The following is a 15,352-nucleotide window of genomic DNA, read 5'->3' as shown; positions in this document are numbered from 1 at the left end:
CTATTGGAGGTGTGTGGTTTTGGAACTTAGTCAATATTTATCCATGTTTATCGATGAATCGAAAGAGCATTTGCAATCTTTGAATGAGAACTTACTTAATTTAGAAAGCAATCCTCAGGATATTAGTATTGTTCATAACATTTTCCGCTCTGCTCATACGTTGAAAGGGATGTCCGCAACAATGGGCTTCGAGGATATCGCTGCCCTAACGCACGAGATGGAAAATGTGTTGGACTTGGTACGTAACAGCAAAATAGAAATGAACCCATTCATTTTTGACTGCATTTTCAAAAGTCTTGATTCATTGGAATCCATGGTCGAAGATATTATTCAAGGTGGTACTGGGAAAGCGGATGTTTCACCAATCGTCGTTGCTCTTCGTTCCATCGTGACAGGTGACTATAAAACCGCACAAGCTCCGGCAGTAACAGCTGCGAAGGAACCAGCAAAAGGGATCGAAGTTGATGAGTTTCAATTTTCTATTCTTCAACAATCGATTGACTCGGGATTCCTTGTATTCTATATCGAAGTACGTGTAAATGAGAATTGTGTACTTAAGGCAGCAAGGGCATATATGGTGTTCGATGCACTGGAGAGAATGGGCGAAATCGTAAAAGCGACGCCATCCGTACAAGAAATCGAACAAGAGAAATTTGATCGTTCTTTCTCACTTTATTTTATTTCTAAGGTTGATCAAGTAACGTTAGAGAAAGAAATTTTGAACGTTTCCGAGATCCAATCAGCCGTCATTATCACAGTTGATTCAGAATCGCTTGCCGAATTATCCCGTCCAAGAACTGAAGTTGAGGCGGCAAGACAAGAAATAGCTGCAGCGGTAGCAGAAGCAATCATACCAGCTGTATCTGTTGAAGCTATACATAATGCAGAGCCAGTTACAGCTGTAGCTAAACCAGCGGCCGGTGGGGCTCCTGTTGCAAGTCGTACAATTCGTGTTGATATTGAACGTTTAGATGCACTTATGAATCTGTTCAGCGAACTATTAATTGATCGCGTACGATTAGAACAACTCGCTAGCGAGGTTAAACGTAATGATCTGACTGAAACAGTTGAACATATGTCTAGGGTCAGCAGTGATTTGCAAAATATCGTTTTGAAGCTCCGGATGGTTCCTGTGGATTCTGTATTCAATCGCTTCCCACGGATGATAAGAGACTTGGCTAAATCGCTAGATAAAAAAGTAGATTTGGTCATCACAGGTGCAGAAACGGAATTAGATCGGACCGTAATTGATGAAATCGGTGACCCACTTGTTCATTTACTTCGTAATGCTGTGGATCATGGTATTGAGTCAATCAGCGATCGATTGGCTGCTGGCAAAAGTGAGCAAGGTACCATTCAGTTACGTGCTTTCCATAGTGGAAATCATGTCTTTATAGAAATTGAAGAAGATGGTAAAGGGATTTATAGAGAAAAAGTATTGAAAACTGCACTCAAGAATGGCCTTGTAACAGCAGAACAAGCAGCGAAGTTAAGTGATTTGGAAGTATATAACTTGTTGTTCGCATCTGGTTTTAGTACAGCTGAGAAAATTTCTGATATTTCTGGACGTGGCGTTGGTCTTGACGTTGTAAAGACGAAGATTCAAATGTTGGGTGGACATGTTCAAGTTGATTCCAAACCAGGCTTTGGAAGTAAGTTCTCTGTCCAATTACCACTGACCCTATCTATTATTTCTGCCATGCTTGTGCGTCTTGGCAGCGAAAAATATGCGATACCGTTGTCGTCCATTGTTGAAACTTCAGCTATTCAGAAGAATCAGATTCGTAACATTCATGGTAACAAAATGGTGGAGTATCGTAAGACTGTTATTCCTCTTGTATCGCTCAGTACATTGTTTAATGTACCTGATTTCAATGAGGATCTTGAGGAAGAGACTGAGATTGTTGTTGTGCGCAAAGGGGACAAACAGGTTGCCTTGATGGTAGACGAATTTATTGGTCAGCAAGAAATCGTTCTCAAAACATTAGGTAAATATTTATCCGGACTATTTGCAATATCCGGTGCAACGATTCTAGGGGATGGACAAGTCGCATTGATCATTGATCCGAATGCATTGATTAAATAATTACATACTTTTAAGGAGGGTTTCACAATGGGAGAAGAGAAAAAGGTAATCGTCTTCGCACTTGGAACGGAAGAGTACGGCGTGGAAGTCGAGAAAGTTAGAACGATCGAAAGAATGCAGCCAATGACGCGCGTACCTAAAGCGCCGGCATTTATTAAAGGCGTTATTAATCTTCGCGGTGTTGTTATTCCTATTATTGATCTTCGTTCAAGATTCGGACTTGAAGAGCAAGTTAACTCAGATGCTACTCGTATTATCATCGTATCTGCCGGTGACTTTGAAGTTGGTCTTATTGTAGATTCAGCGAATGATGTTATTGATCTGGACACAGACAATATTGATAATCCACCAGAAATTGTGGGCGGTATCAAAGCCAAGTATCTGGACGGTATCGCACGTGTCGGCGAACAAAGATTACTTGTTTTGCTGAATTTAGAGCAAGTCTTGGATCGCGATGAACTTCAACAGTTAGAAAGAGTAGAGGAATAGCTTGTGGATGTGTTTAGTCGTTTAGAGGATTTTCAAATGGACGTTCTCAAGGAAGTAGGTAACATTGGTGCGGGGCACGCTGCTACCGCCCTATCTACTTTGCTTGATAAGCCAATTGATATGCTTGTTCCAAAGGTTAGAATGCTTCCTTTCGAAGAAATCTGCGACAGTGTTGGCGGAGCGGAGACGGTAGTTCTTGCTATCTTCTTGCGTGTGGATGGAGACGCGCCTGGAAATATGTTTTTTATTCTTGATTTAGTTGCCGCCAAAAATATGCTAAGGGATTTGATTGGGTTACATATCGAAGATCAAGAAGAGTATTCAGAACTGGAATTATCTGCTTTGAATGAAATCGGGAATATTCTAGCTGGTTCGTATTTATCCTCTCTTGCTGATTTTACGAATTTGAATATGCAGCCTACTGTCCCTGCATTAGCAATTGACATGGCCGGTGCTATTCTAAGCTATGGATTATTGCAATTTGGTCAGATGGGAGATCAAGCACTTCTCATTGATACCAAATTTATGGAAGGGGAAAATGAAGTACAAGGACATTTCTTCTTAATTCCTGATCCGGAATCGTTTGGCAAAATATTTTCGGCATTAGGGGTAGAGTCTCCATGACGTTAGATAATTTAATTAAAGTAGGAATGGCTGACCTGAATGTTGCTCACCAGACAGGTGTATTGAAGACAACAGGGCTGGGTTCGTGTGTGGGTGTAACATTATATGATAGCCGCTTAAAAGTGGCAGGTATGGCTCATGTGATGCTGCCTTCCTCCGAGATAGCTCGTGAAGGCTCGCTGAACATTGCTAAATACGCGGACACGGCTATTCCTGAGTTAATTTCCAGAATGGAAAAGCTAGGAGCTACTGTGAATAGACTAGAAGCTAAGCTTGCTGGCGGTGCTCAAATGTTTGCATTTGCTGGAAATAATGATACGATGAGAATTGGTCCAAGAAATGTAGAATCTTGTAAGGAAATGTTGAATAAATACAAAATTCCGATTCGTGCTGAGGATACTGGGGCTAATTACGGTCGAACGATAGAATTCTATAGTGAAACCGGCATCCTGGTTATTCGAAGTGTCCAATTAGGAGTAAAGGAAATTTGATGATGATTGGAACCATTCGAATTAATGTCGTCGTAGCATTATTGGCGGGCTTATTTACATTTGCCTTATCGATCGGCAATAATTTATTACTTTCTACTTGTCTTAAAAGTACATACAGCTTTCTTATTTTATTCGTTCTGACATTTTGTTTTAGATGGGTGTTGGGTGTAATGATAGGAGCTGAACATGCTGCAGGCGGAGCATCTTATGCGAATCCCACGATAGAATCGTCCGTTGGTCAATCATTGGATTTGACTACACCAAATGAGGATGAGGAAACACGTGAGCTGATGAAGGCTAACCTGGGCAGTAATAACTCTTTACTATCTAACGAAGCGCAATTTTCACCACTGAATCCACCTAAGCTAGTCACCAAGAATAATTTGGACCCTGAACAACTGGCGGGTGCCTTAAGGCGAATGTCTGAAGACTAAGGATGGTGAAACATAAATCATGATCGAACAAAAGCAATCACAACTAGTCAATATCGATTTATGGAAGCAATGGAAGGAGCAGGGCTGGGTTCCCGCTAAGCAGTCGCTTATCGAGAGTTACTTGCCCTTAGTTGATTATGTTTCCGGGCGTATGGCAATAGGACTTCCCAAAAGTGTTTCGAGAGAGGATCTATCGAGCTTTGGTGTGATGGGCCTTATCGATGCTGTGGAGAAATTTGACTATTCACGCGGACTGCAATTCGAAACTTATGCTTCTTGGAGAATTCGTGGTTCTATTATTGATGGACTTCGGCAAGGGGATTGGGTACCTCGCTCTGTGAGAGAAAAAGCCAAGAAGGTCGAAGATGCTTACCAGAAGCTAGAGCAGCAGTATCTACGTTCCGTTACGGATGCAGAGATCAGCAACTATTTGCAAATTAGTGAGCAAGATTTTCAGCAGATGCTTCAGGATATTTCGATTACAACCGTTTGTTCGATTGATGATCCCATCCGAGAGGAAGATTCGGAAACGCGTCTTTCATTACTTGTTGACGAAAAGGCCAAGAACCCAGAGTTTCAAGTAAATGAGTTTTATTTGAAGGAGTCTTTGGCGAAGGCTATTGAAAGATTAACGGAGAAAGAGAGAACGGTTGTCTCGTTATTCTATTTCGAAGAGCTCTCCTTAAGTGAAATTGCTGAGGTTATGTGCTTGTCTCCATCTCGTATTTCACAATTACATTCGAAAGCAATTCTTCGGCTTAAAGGCGTACTTGGTCGATTTAAGACGCAATTATTTCAAGATACATAACATACAATCAGAAGGTATGAAAGGTGGTTTGTCTATGCTTGAGAGGAACATGCCTTTGGATTTTTACATTAGTATTTCCATCTCGGATGACAAATTAACAGCTTATTTGTTAATTAACAATGCTGATGACGACTTTCAAGTAACAGCAGGACAATTGGAAGAGTTAGTTCAAACGAATCATATCGTTCACGGTTTAAATCGACCTTTACTTGCTCAAATAGCTGCAAATCCGAAACCTTTTTATCATCAAAAAGTAGCGATTGCAACGGGGACGAAGGCAATTGAAGGCCAGAGCGGCTATATTAAATTTATTTTTGATTTTGATGAGGATGAAAAAAAACCGCTAGAGCTGGATGACGGCAGGGTAAATTATAAAGAAGTTGTATCTCTTCATAATGTAAGAAAAGGACAGCTTATCGGACAGCGTTTTCTGGCAACGGAAGGTACACCGGGAAGAGCCGTTACAGGTGAGACACTTTTTACTAAAACGGGGAAAGAAGCTAGATTTAAATTAGGCAAGAATGTGGTAACGGACGCTGAACAAATGGGCCTTTATTCTACAATTGATGGAATGGTAGTAAGAACTGATCGTGACAAAATTAATGTGTTTCCTGTCTATGAAGTGAATGGAAATGTTGATTATAATATTGGGAATATTGATTTTATCGGTACAGTGGTTATTCGAGGAAATGTTCTTCCTGGTTTTAAAATCCGTGCAGCTGGGGATATTCGTGTCACTGGTGGCGTGGAAGCAGCTGAACTTGAAGCTGAAGGTTCTATTGAAATTAGTGCAGGCATTGTAGGGCAGAATAAAGCACATGTTAAAGCAGGGAAGAATGTAAAAAGTTCCTTCATTCAGGATGCTATTGTTGAAGTTACTGGAGAATTAACGGTTTCTCAGAGTATCATGCATTCAACGATTAGAGCAGGCAAGGCTGTAAATTGTAATGGTTCCAAAGGACTCATTGTTGGAGGCACCATACAAGCCGGAGAGCGTGTTACTGCGAGGACAATAGGGAATTCGATGTCAACGACTACAGTTGTTGAAGTTGGCGTTTTACCAGAGCTTCGTAATGAAATGATTGATCTACGCAACCAACTGAAGGTGTACGTGGAAAATATGGATAAAACGGATAAAGCGCTTACGTTATTAAATCAACTAGCAGCAGCAGGTCAACTAAGCCCGGATAAAGTGGCCATGCGAATCAAGTTAACTCATACGAAAAAGCAAGCATTAGAAGAGCAAAATGCCATTAAAGAGCGTATTTTTGAGATTGAGAAATCATTAGAGGACTCCGAAAAAGCGAAAGTAGAAGTATTGTCTACCATTTATGGAGGAACGAAGATTGTTATTGGTCGATATACTAAATTTGTCAAAGATCCAACAAACCGCATGACGTTCCGTTTAAGTGAAGGAGATATTTCTATGAGTGCCTATGTGTGAGTGAAGGAGAGGGTAAGCGATGAGTTTTAAAGCCATCGATTTACAGTTCGCCGTACACAAAAACGATGAAGCGGGCATCCGTCAAAATCAGCTTATGCAAAAACCGCGGCAGGACGAAACGATCTTGGAGAATCAAGCTGCCCAAACAACGGAGAAGGATCGCCATCGTAGCAGCAAGCTTGAAGAGAGCGTTCGTACAGATATCAAGGATCATGGTGACCAGCGTCAACAGTCTAATAAGGGTAAGGCAAAGAACAAAGTTAAAACAGTTTCCGCTTCCCTTGAAGGCAGTCATCAGCCAGATCATCCGTATAAAGGGCATCATATTGATTTATCTTTATAACTAGTTATCTCTTATATAGAAAAAGGTGAACCCAATGGCTATGCAGCCGTGGATCTATGTCGTACTTCTAGGACTTGTCTTGATTGTTTATGCACGTTTCCTGCCTAAGGAGCAAGCGTCAGCGTCCAATAAGACGAACGTAGTCCAAGAGATCGAGGAAACCATCGAGCATTTCGCTGCTGAGATGGATGAACAAAATCAAACGCTGCTCAATCTTTTCTCCAAAACGAAACAAGATTACGAGATAGAGCTTGCTAAGCTTGCAGGCAGACTGGAATCATTGGAAAAGCAAAAGCATGAACTGTCACAGGAATTAACGAAAGTGCATGTCAATCATCAAGTGAATCAAAGAACAAATGCGGCAATTGACGTGCTTTCTGATGATCAGCATGCTGTTATCTCGAAAATTCCTATTGCTAATCCAGCCCATTCTGTTCAAGTCACCTCTTCTGAACTTGTTGCGCCTTCTAAAGAATCGGTAGTGGAAGAACCCATCTACACTGGATTGAGCATGAAGAGTAGATACAGCGAGCTATTTTCACTGCATGATCAAGGAAAAGGTGTCGAAGCCATTGCTAAGAAGCTAGGCATGAATAAAGGCGAGGTCAGTCTAATCCTTCAATTATCCAGACAGGAGGAAAGGGCCCGTGTTTAAAAATAGGTCGTACGTTTTTGGAATAGGGACTGGAATTATCGTAGGAGCCTTACTTTTGCAAATAATGTCTCTGCGGGCTAGTGCACCTAGTCAAACGGGCATTGCATTGGATGAAATGGATCCTCAGAAGTTAAAGGTCGAAGCTACGAAATACTACCAAGTTTTCGATAAGAATACAAAAGTATTTACGCAAACTGAGTTCGATGGAGCCGTATTAAAAAAGGTCAAAGAGGAAACAGACAAATTGGCTGCTGCTAAACCTCAGGAACAACCCAAAGCAAATACACCTGAAGTTACTCCGAAAATAATTATATATGTACAGCCAAATCTTGATGCGACAGCTGTCAGTGAACTTCTCGTGAAATCTGGCATTATTACCGATCGTAAAGCTTTCATTACGGAGCTTGAAAAACAAGGTGGCAACACCAAAATTCAAATCGGTTACCATGTTTTCGAAGGTGTTACGGATATCCCAAAAGTCGTGACCAATTTAATTACAGTTCAATAAGATAGTCCGACAAATGGATCTTAATTATAAGGTCTGTTTTTGTTGTTTCTGTACATATACATGCCTTTTGTAGGACAAAATGACTATCATGACAAAAGGTTGCATAGGCATTTCAGTTGTGGTATATTTATTCACGGTGTTAAAAACTCACGCCCGTCAATTTGCATAATGGTGCTTACTTCGGTAAGTTTTATGCAAAGATGCGACAGGCGGCGGATACCAAATAAACCATTTTAGAGGAGGGATTGGGGATGGCAGTTATCTCCATGAAACAGCTTTTAGAAGCTGGCGTACATTTCGGTCACCAAACACGTCGTTGGAACCCGAAAATGGACAAATACATCTTTACAGAAAGAAACGGTATTTACATTATCGATCTACAAAAAACGGTTAAAAAAGTTGAAGAAGCTTACAACTTTGTTAAATCCGTTTCTGAAGATAATGGTACGATTCTTTTCGTAGGAACGAAAAAACAAGCACAAGATTCCGTTGCTGAAGAAGCAGAACGTTGCGGAATGTACTTCATCAACCAACGTTGGTTGGGTGGTACACTAACAAACTTCCAAACAATTCAAAAACGTATTGACCGTTTGAAAACTCTTGAAAGATGGGAAGAGGACGGCACTTTCGAAGTTCTTCCTAAGAAAGAAGTTATCATTCTCCGTAAAGAGAAAGACCGTCTTGAGAAATTCTTGGGCGGAATCAAGAACATGAAAGGTCTGCCTAGTGCACTTTTCATTATCGACCCACGCAAAGAGCGTATTGCTGTTGCGGAAGCTCGCAAATTGGGTATCCCAATCGTTGGTATCGTTGATACAAACTGCGATCCGGACGAAATTGATTACGTGATTCCAGGTAACGATGATGCGATTCGTGCCGTTAAATTATTAACAGCAAAAATTGCTGATGCAGTTATCGAAGCACACCAAGGCGAGCAAACAACAGCTTAATCTATAGTAATGTGAAAAGGGTGGTTGGAAGGTGTAACAGCCTGTCACCACCCTTTTTTTAAAGAATCAACAGGTATTACATACCAATAACAACTATCGGGAGGTTTCTTTCAATGGCAGTTACAGCAGCACAAGTGAAAGAGTTACGTGAAAAAACAGGCGCAGGGATGTTGGATTGTAAGAAAGCGCTTGAAGAAGCAAACGGTGATATCACCAAAGCAGGCGAATTGCTTCGCGAGAAAGGTCTTTCTGCTGCAGCTAACAAAGCAGGCCGTATTGCTACAGAAGGCGCAGTAGAATCTTACATTCACGCTGGCGGTAAAGTAGGCGTACTTGTTGAGATCAACTGTGAAACTGACTTCGTTGGTAAAACAGAGCAATTCCGTACTTTCTGCAGAGACATCGCAATGCATATCGCAGCGGCTAACCCGACTTATGTACGTCGTGAAGAAGTGCCAACAGAAGCTTTGGAGAAAGAAAAAGAAATTCTTCGTAACCAAGCTTTGAATGAAGGCAAACCAGAGAAAATCATTGACAAAATGGTTGAAGGTCGTATTGGTAAATACTACGAAGAGTTCTGCTTGATGGAGCAACAATTCGTTAAAGATCCAGACAAAACAATCGACCAATTGTTGAATGAAAAAATCGCAGCAATCGGCGAGAACATCTCCATTCGTCGTTTCGTACGTTTCGGCCTTGGTGAAGGTCTTGAGAAAAAACAAGAGAACTTTGCGGAAGAAGTTATGTCCCAAGTTAAACTATAATAGGCATTTAAAAAAGATGGAACACTTGGTGTTCCTTCTTTTTTAGCCAATAAGAGATCTGTTCACGCATTGAAACGGAGGTTATACAAGTTGGGTCAACCTTTTTATAAAAGAATAGTGCTAAAATTGAGCGGCGAAGCTTTGGCAGGACAGCAGGGTTATGGCATTGATTCGGAAGTCATTACTTCCATTGCCCAACAGGTGAAGGATGTTGTGGAGTTAAATGTAGAAGTCGCTATTGTAGTGGGCGGTGGAAACATTTGGCGTGGTATTGCAGGTAGTGAGAAGGGTATGGATCGTGCGACAGCGGATTACATGGGTATGCTTGCAACCGTCATGAATTCATTGGCTCTGCAGGATGCACTAGAGAATCTCGATGTGCCTACAAGAGTTCAATCTTCCATTACTATGCAGCAAGTGGCTGAACCATACATCCGTAGAAGAGCAATGCGTCACCTTGAAAAGGGTAGAGTTGTTATTTTCGCGGCAGGTACAGGGAATCCATACTTCTCAACGGATACAACAGCTGCTTTAAGAGCTGCTGAAATTGAAGCAGAAGTTATTCTCATGGCCAAGAATAAAGTGGATGGCGTATACTCAGCAGATCCATTCAAAGATCCAACAGCGAAGAAATTCGAGACGTTAACCTATATGGAAGTTATCAGTAACAATCTTGGTGTCATGGATTCCACCGCATCTTCCCTTTGTATGGATAACAACATCCCGTTAGTGGTGTTCAATATCACAGAAAAAGGGAATATCAAACGAGTGGTCCTTGGCGAGAAAATTGGGACTACAGTTAAAGGGAGTGTCTAAACCATGCCACAGTCAGTAAAAAAGAATGCAGAAGATCGGATGGATAAAGCAATTGGTGCATTGAGAAGAGACTTAACTTCTCTTCGTGCAGGCCGCGCTACGCCATCTTTATTAGATCGCATCCAAGTGGAATATTACGGAGCGATGACACCTGTGAATCAACTTGCGAATTTAACAACACCTGATTCACGTACTTTACTCATTCAACCATGGGACAAAAGTTCGATGACATCGATTGAGAAAGCGATTATGAAGTCTGACTTAGGATTAACGCCATCTAACGACGGCTTGGTTATTCGAATTGTTATTCCGGCTTTAACAGAAGAGCGTCGTAGCGATCTTGTGAAAATGACAAAGAAATTTGGCGAAGAAGCAAAGATTGCAATTCGTAACATCCGTCGTGATGCCAACGATGAGATCAAAAAGTTAGAAAAAGCTGGGATATCCGAAGACGAGTCCCGCAAACATCAAGAGGATATCCAAAAGTTCACTGATAAATTCGTAGCTGAAGTTGAGAAAGTTTTGGCTGCTAAAGAAAAAGAAATCATGGAAGTATAAGATAGATATGCCCCCGGGTATTCGCTGGGGGTTTTTCATCTTTCCCTAGTTGGGAGGAACAACTGTGCTCAAGCTAATTAAGAAATGGTTAGGAATCAATGTTAAGTCTGTTTCTTCAGCTATACCAGCTATCGAATTAGATAAAGTGCCAGCACATGTCGCTATCATTATGGACGGGAACGGTCGTTGGGCTAAGCAAAGAGGTTTACCTCGCGTAGCAGGGCATCATTCCGGCATGAAAAATGTTAAGAAAATTACGATGGCTGCAAATGAGATCGGTGTTAAGGTGCTAACGATGTATGCTTTTTCAACTGAAAATTGGAAAAGACCGAAGGAAGAAGTTGAATTTCTGATGAAACTTCCTCAAGAATTTTTTCCTTTAGAAATTGAAGAACTGATCGAAAACAATGTTCGTATCCGAATGACGGGTTGGAAAGAAGGCTTACCTGATTACACACTCAAAGCGATTGAGGGAGCTATAGAACGGACGAAAGATAATACAGGACTCATTCTGAACTTTGCCTTAAATTATGGTGGGCGTAAAGAAATGATTGCTGGTGTTCAGGATATGATTCGTGATGTTCAAAATGGCAAACTACAAATAGAAGATTTGGATGAGGCAAGTTTTTCTTCCTATATGTTAACTTCGGATTTACCAGATCCAGACTTGTTAATTCGAACAAGTGGTGAGCTCAGACTAAGCAATTTTCTTCTTTGGCAATTAGCGTATTCGGAGCTTTGGTTTACGGAGGCGTATTGGCCGGAATTCACGGAATCATTATTTATGCAAGCAATTGCAGAATATCAGCGCCGCGGGAGAAGATACGGAGGTGTCTAATTACTTCGTATGTTTCCGGTGCGTGTTCATCTAGGGGGATTCAACTTGAAGCAAAGGATCGTCACGGGAGTCATTGCCGGGATCGTTTTCATTACGTTATTAGTATTGGGTGGTTATTGGTACGCTGGGTTGATCGTGTTACTGTCTATTATCGGCTATCGTGAATATATGCAAATGAATGGTTACACGAAGTTTAAATTAACAGCGGTTGTTGGTTTAATCTCCTTGTTATACTTAACGGTGCCGTGGGAGGCGTTTGGTGGTTCACTTCCCGTTTCTTCGACCGCCATTATTTGGTTAACCATGTTTGTCTTACTTTTCATTACAGTCGCTTCAAAAAATACGATCACAATCGATCAGGTTTCTGTTATTTTACTTGGTGTCATTTACATAGGTTTTGGATTCAATTATATGATTGCTTCACGCTTAATGGAGCATGGCTTATTTTGGTCAATAGTTGTGTTTGTATGTATATGGGCTTCGGATTCAGGAGCTTATTTTGTTGGTTCGAAGCTGGGAAAACATCTTCTATGGCCTCAAATCAGTCCTAAGAAGTCAATTGAGGGAGCTGTAGGTGGCGTCGTTATTTCGATGATTGTGGCACTAGGATTCGCCTTGTATGCACCGGATTTGCTTGGGTTTGGCAAGGCATTGGTGCTAGGCTTCGTAATTGCGGTTGTTGGACAAGTCGGAGACTTAATACAGTCGGCTTATAAGCGAGTAAAGGGTATTAAAGATACGGGAACCTTACTTCCGGGGCACGGTGGAGTACTCGATCGGATGGATAGTTGGCTTATCGTATTTCCATTTATTCATTGGCTTGGAATTCTTACTCACTAATAGTCATAGGCGAGGTGGAATATGATGAAACGAATTGCCATTCTGGGTTCAACAGGGTCTATTGGTACACAAACCCTAGATATTGTCCAGCATGCCTCAGATAAATTTCAGATTGAAGCATTATCTGGCGGTTATAATAGTCAATTATTGATTGAACAAGTTAAAAAGTTTCACCCAAAAGTAGTATCAGTAGCGACCAAGGAGCTTGCCGAGGAAGTTTCCAAGAATGTTTCGTCATCGACCAAGGTGTTATATGGTGAAGAAGGATTAATGGAAGTTGCTGCATCAACAGATGCAGACTTGGTTGTAACAGCTTTGGTAGGGAGTCAGGGACTTAAGCCTACAATGGCCGCGATTGAAGCTGGCAAACACATCGGACTCGCAAATAAGGAGACATTAGTGAGTGCAGGCCATATTGTAAAGGATGCAATTCGTCGAAAAGGTGTGTCGTTGCTGCCTATTGATAGTGAGCATTCGGCTATATTTCAATGTTTGAATGGTGAGAATCGCTCACAAATTGCGAAAATAACGCTTACGGCTTCTGGTGGTTCCTTTCGAGATCGATCTCGTGAAGAGTTAGAGGGAGTAACGGTCGAACAAGCCCTCCAACATCCGAATTGGTCGATGGGAGCCAAAATTACGATAGATTCAGCGACGATGGTTAATAAAGGTCTGGAGGTCATTGAGGCTCATTGGTTATTTGATCTCTCCTATGACCAAATAGATGTCCTCATTCATCCTGAAAGTGTCATTCATTCCTTTGTAGAATTTGTTGACAACAGTGTTATTGCTCAGCTTGGTAATCCGGATATGCGAGTTCCTATCCAATACGCATTGACCTACCCAGACAGATATCAAACGCCGACCAATCGACTAGATTTGGCTGCCATTGGAAAGCTTCATTTCCGTGAAATGGATTACAATCGGTATCCGTGTTTACGAATGGCCTTTGAGAGCGGTAAACAGGGAGGTACTACACCTACTGTTTATAATGCAGCGAACGAAATCGCTGTTGCACGCTTCCTCAAAGGTGAGATTACGTTCTTGCAAATTGAACAGATCATTGAACTTGTTTTGCAGAAACACGAATCCCATTCAAACCCTCATCTAGACGTCATTCATGAGCAGGATATTTGGGCAAGAGCCTTTGCATCATCCATCGTATTTTAATTTCATGAGAGCTTAGGTCAGCGAGGTTGGCTCGGCTCTTTTTTCAATCTATAACCTAGGCGCTTAATAAAGTAAAGTAAAGTCTAATTCAAACTCCCAGCTCGTATACTGTGCTAAAAGGGCATAGCTTGTATTCAGCAGTTCAATAATGTTAATCTAAGAACATGCTGTCCATAAGTGGATGCTCAGAAGGCAGGTTTTCAAACGAAAACGTTATGGTTTTTGCAAACATAGGTAAGTTTTCTGAAGAAAACTCGAAGGAGGAAATACGACTTGTCAGCCATAGAAGTTGGATTGAAGGTTATTTTGTTGTTTTTCGTTCTCGTTACGATTCATGAATGGGGTCATTTTTACTTTGCAAAACGTGCAGGCATCTTAGTTCGAGAATTTGCAATCGGCTTTGGACCCAAAATTTTCTCATATAAAAAAGGGGAAACTCGCTATACCTTGCGCATTTTGCCAATTGGTGGATTCGTTCGCATGGCAGGGGAAGACCCGGAAATCGTCCAAGTGAACCCTGGACAATCGGTTGCCGTTAAATTAAATAAACAAAATCAAGTGTCATCCCTTTATCTTGATCAACTAGATCGACGCTCGAATGTTATCATTGGTGTCGTGGAACAAATTGATTTAGAAAGAGCGCTTCAAGTATCACTTGATGTTGACGGAGAAAGTGTTACTTATCCCATTGATCCACAAGCTATGATGGTGACCAAAGGGACAGAAACACAGATTGCTCCATATGATCGTCAGTTTGGTTCGAAAACGGTTGGCCAGAGAGCAATTGCTATTGTGATGGGGCCTGTGATGAACTTCATACTCGCGATTGTGTTGTTCTTTATCGTTGTTATTATGTCGGGCGTATTTACGAACGTTAAGCTAGATTCTGTGCTTGCTGGTAAGGCAGGCGAGAAGTCGGGTCTCCATAAAGGGGATATCATCATATCGATTGATAATCAACCGATTGGTGATGACCGCGAGAAGCTGGTCACCTCGATTCAATCATCTGCAGGAAAGCCGATGACCTGGGTTGTGGATCGTTCTGGTAATCCAATTACACTTCAGGTTACACCTGAAATGGAGGCAGGAGCTGGTAAGCTCGGCGTAGTCATTTCTGGGGATCGCAGAAGCGCAACCTTTAGCGAAGTGTTAACTGGCACATACGATCAAGTCGTTGGAACAACGATTGGCATCGTGACCGGTTTAAAGAAGCTTGTTATGCTGCAGTTTAAACTTGATGATCTTGGCGGTCCTGTCCGGACAGCTCAAGTATCAGCTGAATTTGCCAAGATGGGAATAACTTACTTAATCTCATGGGCAGCTACATTAAGCTTATATCTAGGTATATTTAATCTCCTGCCTATTCCAGCTTTAGATGGAAGCCGACTTCTATTTATGGGTCTAGAGGCATTACGCGGGAAGCCAATTGATCCGAATCGAGAAAGTATGGTTCATTTTGTTGGTTTTGCACTGCTAATGCTGCTCATGGTGGCAGTTACTTACAATGATATTTTAAGATTAATAAAGGGATAGT

18 protein-coding genes are annotated in these 15,352 nt (G+C 41.5%); all 18 read left to right on the top strand.

Annotated features, from left to right (window positions below):
* Positions 1 to 19: 19 nt before the first annotated feature.
* The 18 genes from AC58UU_RS06690 to rseP all read left to right on the top strand — a co-directional run bounded on the left by AC58UU_RS06690 (position 20) and on the right by rseP (position 15,351).
* Positions 20 to 2,086: a chemotaxis protein CheW gene (locus tag AC58UU_RS06690; protein WP_497314140.1), complete on the top strand. Its 2,067-nt coding sequence runs from the start codon at positions 20 to 22 to the stop codon at positions 2,084 to 2,086.
* Between the two features lie 27 nt (positions 2,087 to 2,113).
* Positions 2,114 to 2,575, top strand: a complete 462-nt coding sequence (locus AC58UU_RS06685; protein WP_171648864.1) for a chemotaxis protein CheW — start codon at positions 2,114 to 2,116, stop codon at positions 2,573 to 2,575.
* A 36-nt stretch (positions 2,576 to 2,611) separates the two neighbouring features.
* On the top strand, positions 2,612 to 3,199 hold the full coding sequence (locus AC58UU_RS06680) for a chemotaxis protein CheC (RefSeq protein ID WP_497314138.1): 588 nt from the start codon (positions 2,612 to 2,614) through the stop codon (positions 3,197 to 3,199).
* Complete coding sequence (locus AC58UU_RS06675) at positions 3,196 to 3,690, top strand: chemotaxis protein CheD (protein ID WP_497314136.1); 495 nt, start codon at positions 3,196 to 3,198, stop codon at positions 3,688 to 3,690. The genes AC58UU_RS06680 and AC58UU_RS06675 overlap by 4 nt, the downstream gene beginning before the upstream one ends.
* Positions 3,687 to 4,124 (top strand): hypothetical protein, encoded by a 438-nt coding sequence (locus AC58UU_RS06670; protein ID WP_497314134.1) that lies wholly within the window; start codon positions 3,687 to 3,689, stop codon positions 4,122 to 4,124. Before AC58UU_RS06675 ends, AC58UU_RS06670 begins: the two co-directional genes overlap by 4 nt.
* Before the next feature lie 19 nt (positions 4,125 to 4,143).
* Complete coding sequence (locus tag AC58UU_RS06665) at positions 4,144 to 4,932, top strand: FliA/WhiG family RNA polymerase sigma factor (RefSeq protein WP_171648868.1); 789 nt, start codon at positions 4,144 to 4,146, stop codon at positions 4,930 to 4,932.
* 34 nt (positions 4,933 to 4,966) lie between these two features.
* Positions 4,967 to 6,376, top strand: coding sequence for a flagellar assembly protein A (locus AC58UU_RS06660; protein WP_497314132.1), 1,410 nt, complete (start codon positions 4,967 to 4,969; stop codon positions 6,374 to 6,376).
* A gap of 19 nt (positions 6,377 to 6,395) precedes the next feature.
* Positions 6,396 to 6,719: a hypothetical protein gene (locus AC58UU_RS06655; RefSeq protein ID WP_171648870.1), complete on the top strand. Its 324-nt coding sequence runs from the start codon at positions 6,396 to 6,398 to the stop codon at positions 6,717 to 6,719.
* A 34-nt stretch (positions 6,720 to 6,753) separates the two neighbouring features.
* Positions 6,754 to 7,374 (top strand): hypothetical protein, encoded by a 621-nt coding sequence (locus tag AC58UU_RS06650; RefSeq protein ID WP_497314130.1) that lies wholly within the window; start codon positions 6,754 to 6,756, stop codon positions 7,372 to 7,374.
* 55 nt (positions 7,375 to 7,429) lie between these two features.
* Positions 7,430 to 7,882 (top strand): hypothetical protein, encoded by a 453-nt coding sequence (locus AC58UU_RS06645; RefSeq protein WP_497314128.1) that lies wholly within the window; start codon positions 7,430 to 7,432, stop codon positions 7,880 to 7,882.
* Positions 7,883 to 8,133: 251 nt separating this feature from the next.
* Positions 8,134 to 8,832, top strand: a complete 699-nt coding sequence (rpsB, locus tag AC58UU_RS06640; protein ID WP_029195233.1) for a 30S ribosomal protein S2 — start codon at positions 8,134 to 8,136, stop codon at positions 8,830 to 8,832.
* 113 nt (positions 8,833 to 8,945) lie between these two features.
* A complete protein-coding gene (gene tsf / locus AC58UU_RS06635) occupies positions 8,946 to 9,596 on the top strand; it encodes a translation elongation factor Ts (protein WP_029195234.1) in 651 nt (216 codons plus the stop codon).
* A 90-nt stretch (positions 9,597 to 9,686) separates the two neighbouring features.
* A complete protein-coding gene (pyrH, locus tag AC58UU_RS06630; RefSeq protein ID WP_029195235.1) occupies positions 9,687 to 10,412 on the top strand; it encodes a UMP kinase in 726 nt (241 codons plus the stop codon).
* A gap of 3 nt (positions 10,413 to 10,415) precedes the next feature.
* Entirely contained in the window at positions 10,416 to 10,970 is a 555-nt protein-coding gene (gene frr, locus AC58UU_RS06625; RefSeq protein ID WP_029195236.1) for a ribosome recycling factor, read from the top strand.
* A gap of 64 nt (positions 10,971 to 11,034) precedes the next feature.
* Positions 11,035 to 11,808 carry an undecaprenyl pyrophosphate synthase gene (gene uppS, locus AC58UU_RS06620; RefSeq protein WP_497314125.1) on the top strand — a complete coding sequence of 258 codons (774 nt, stop codon included), beginning with the start codon at positions 11,035 to 11,037 and terminating at the stop codon, positions 11,806 to 11,808.
* 45 nt (positions 11,809 to 11,853) lie between these two features.
* On the top strand, positions 11,854 to 12,648 hold the full coding sequence (locus AC58UU_RS06615; RefSeq protein WP_497314123.1) for a phosphatidate cytidylyltransferase: 795 nt from the start codon (positions 11,854 to 11,856) through the stop codon (positions 12,646 to 12,648).
* Positions 12,649 to 12,672: 24 nt separating this feature from the next.
* A complete protein-coding gene (locus tag AC58UU_RS06610; RefSeq protein WP_497314882.1) occupies positions 12,673 to 13,818 on the top strand; it encodes a 1-deoxy-D-xylulose-5-phosphate reductoisomerase in 1,146 nt (381 codons plus the stop codon).
* A 273-nt stretch (positions 13,819 to 14,091) separates the two neighbouring features.
* Positions 14,092 to 15,351 (top strand): RIP metalloprotease RseP, encoded by a 1,260-nt coding sequence (rseP, locus tag AC58UU_RS06605; RefSeq protein ID WP_497314121.1) that lies wholly within the window; start codon positions 14,092 to 14,094, stop codon positions 15,349 to 15,351.
* The last annotated feature ends 1 nt before the right edge of the window (position 15,352 follow it).

The organism is Paenibacillus sp. JT22N1 (genome assembly GCF_059692155.1).
Note: the sequence above shows the minus strand (reverse complement) of the source record. Positions and strands in the feature narration are given on the sequence as shown.

What these genes read in the sequence shown, in the direction of transcription:
- AC58UU_RS06665 (WP_171648868.1), top strand. Translation starts at nt 4,144, where the DNA reads ATGATCGAACAAAAGCAATCACAACTAGTCAATATCGATTTATGGAAG.
- AC58UU_RS06660 (WP_497314132.1), top strand. Translation starts at nt 4,967, where the DNA reads ATGCTTGAGAGGAACATGCCTTTGGATTTTTACATTAGTATTTCCATC.
- AC58UU_RS06655 (WP_171648870.1), top strand. Translation starts at nt 6,396, where the DNA reads ATGAGTTTTAAAGCCATCGATTTACAGTTCGCCGTACACAAAAACGAT.
- AC58UU_RS06675 (WP_497314136.1), top strand. Translation starts at nt 3,196, where the DNA reads ATGACGTTAGATAATTTAATTAAAGTAGGAATGGCTGACCTGAATGTT.
- AC58UU_RS06610 (WP_497314882.1), top strand. Translation starts at nt 12,673, where the DNA reads ATGAAACGAATTGCCATTCTGGGTTCAACAGGGTCTATTGGTACACAA.
- rpsB (WP_029195233.1), top strand. Translation starts at nt 8,134, where the DNA reads ATGGCAGTTATCTCCATGAAACAGCTTTTAGAAGCTGGCGTACATTTC.
- AC58UU_RS06680 (WP_497314138.1), top strand. Translation starts at nt 2,612, where the DNA reads ATGGACGTTCTCAAGGAAGTAGGTAACATTGGTGCGGGGCACGCTGCT.
- AC58UU_RS06685 (WP_171648864.1), top strand. Translation starts at nt 2,114, where the DNA reads ATGGGAGAAGAGAAAAAGGTAATCGTCTTCGCACTTGGAACGGAAGAG.
- tsf (WP_029195234.1), top strand. Translation starts at nt 8,946, where the DNA reads ATGGCAGTTACAGCAGCACAAGTGAAAGAGTTACGTGAAAAAACAGGC.
- AC58UU_RS06650 (WP_497314130.1), top strand. Translation starts at nt 6,754, where the DNA reads ATGGCTATGCAGCCGTGGATCTATGTCGTACTTCTAGGACTTGTCTTG.
- frr (WP_029195236.1), top strand. Translation starts at nt 10,416, where the DNA reads ATGCCACAGTCAGTAAAAAAGAATGCAGAAGATCGGATGGATAAAGCA.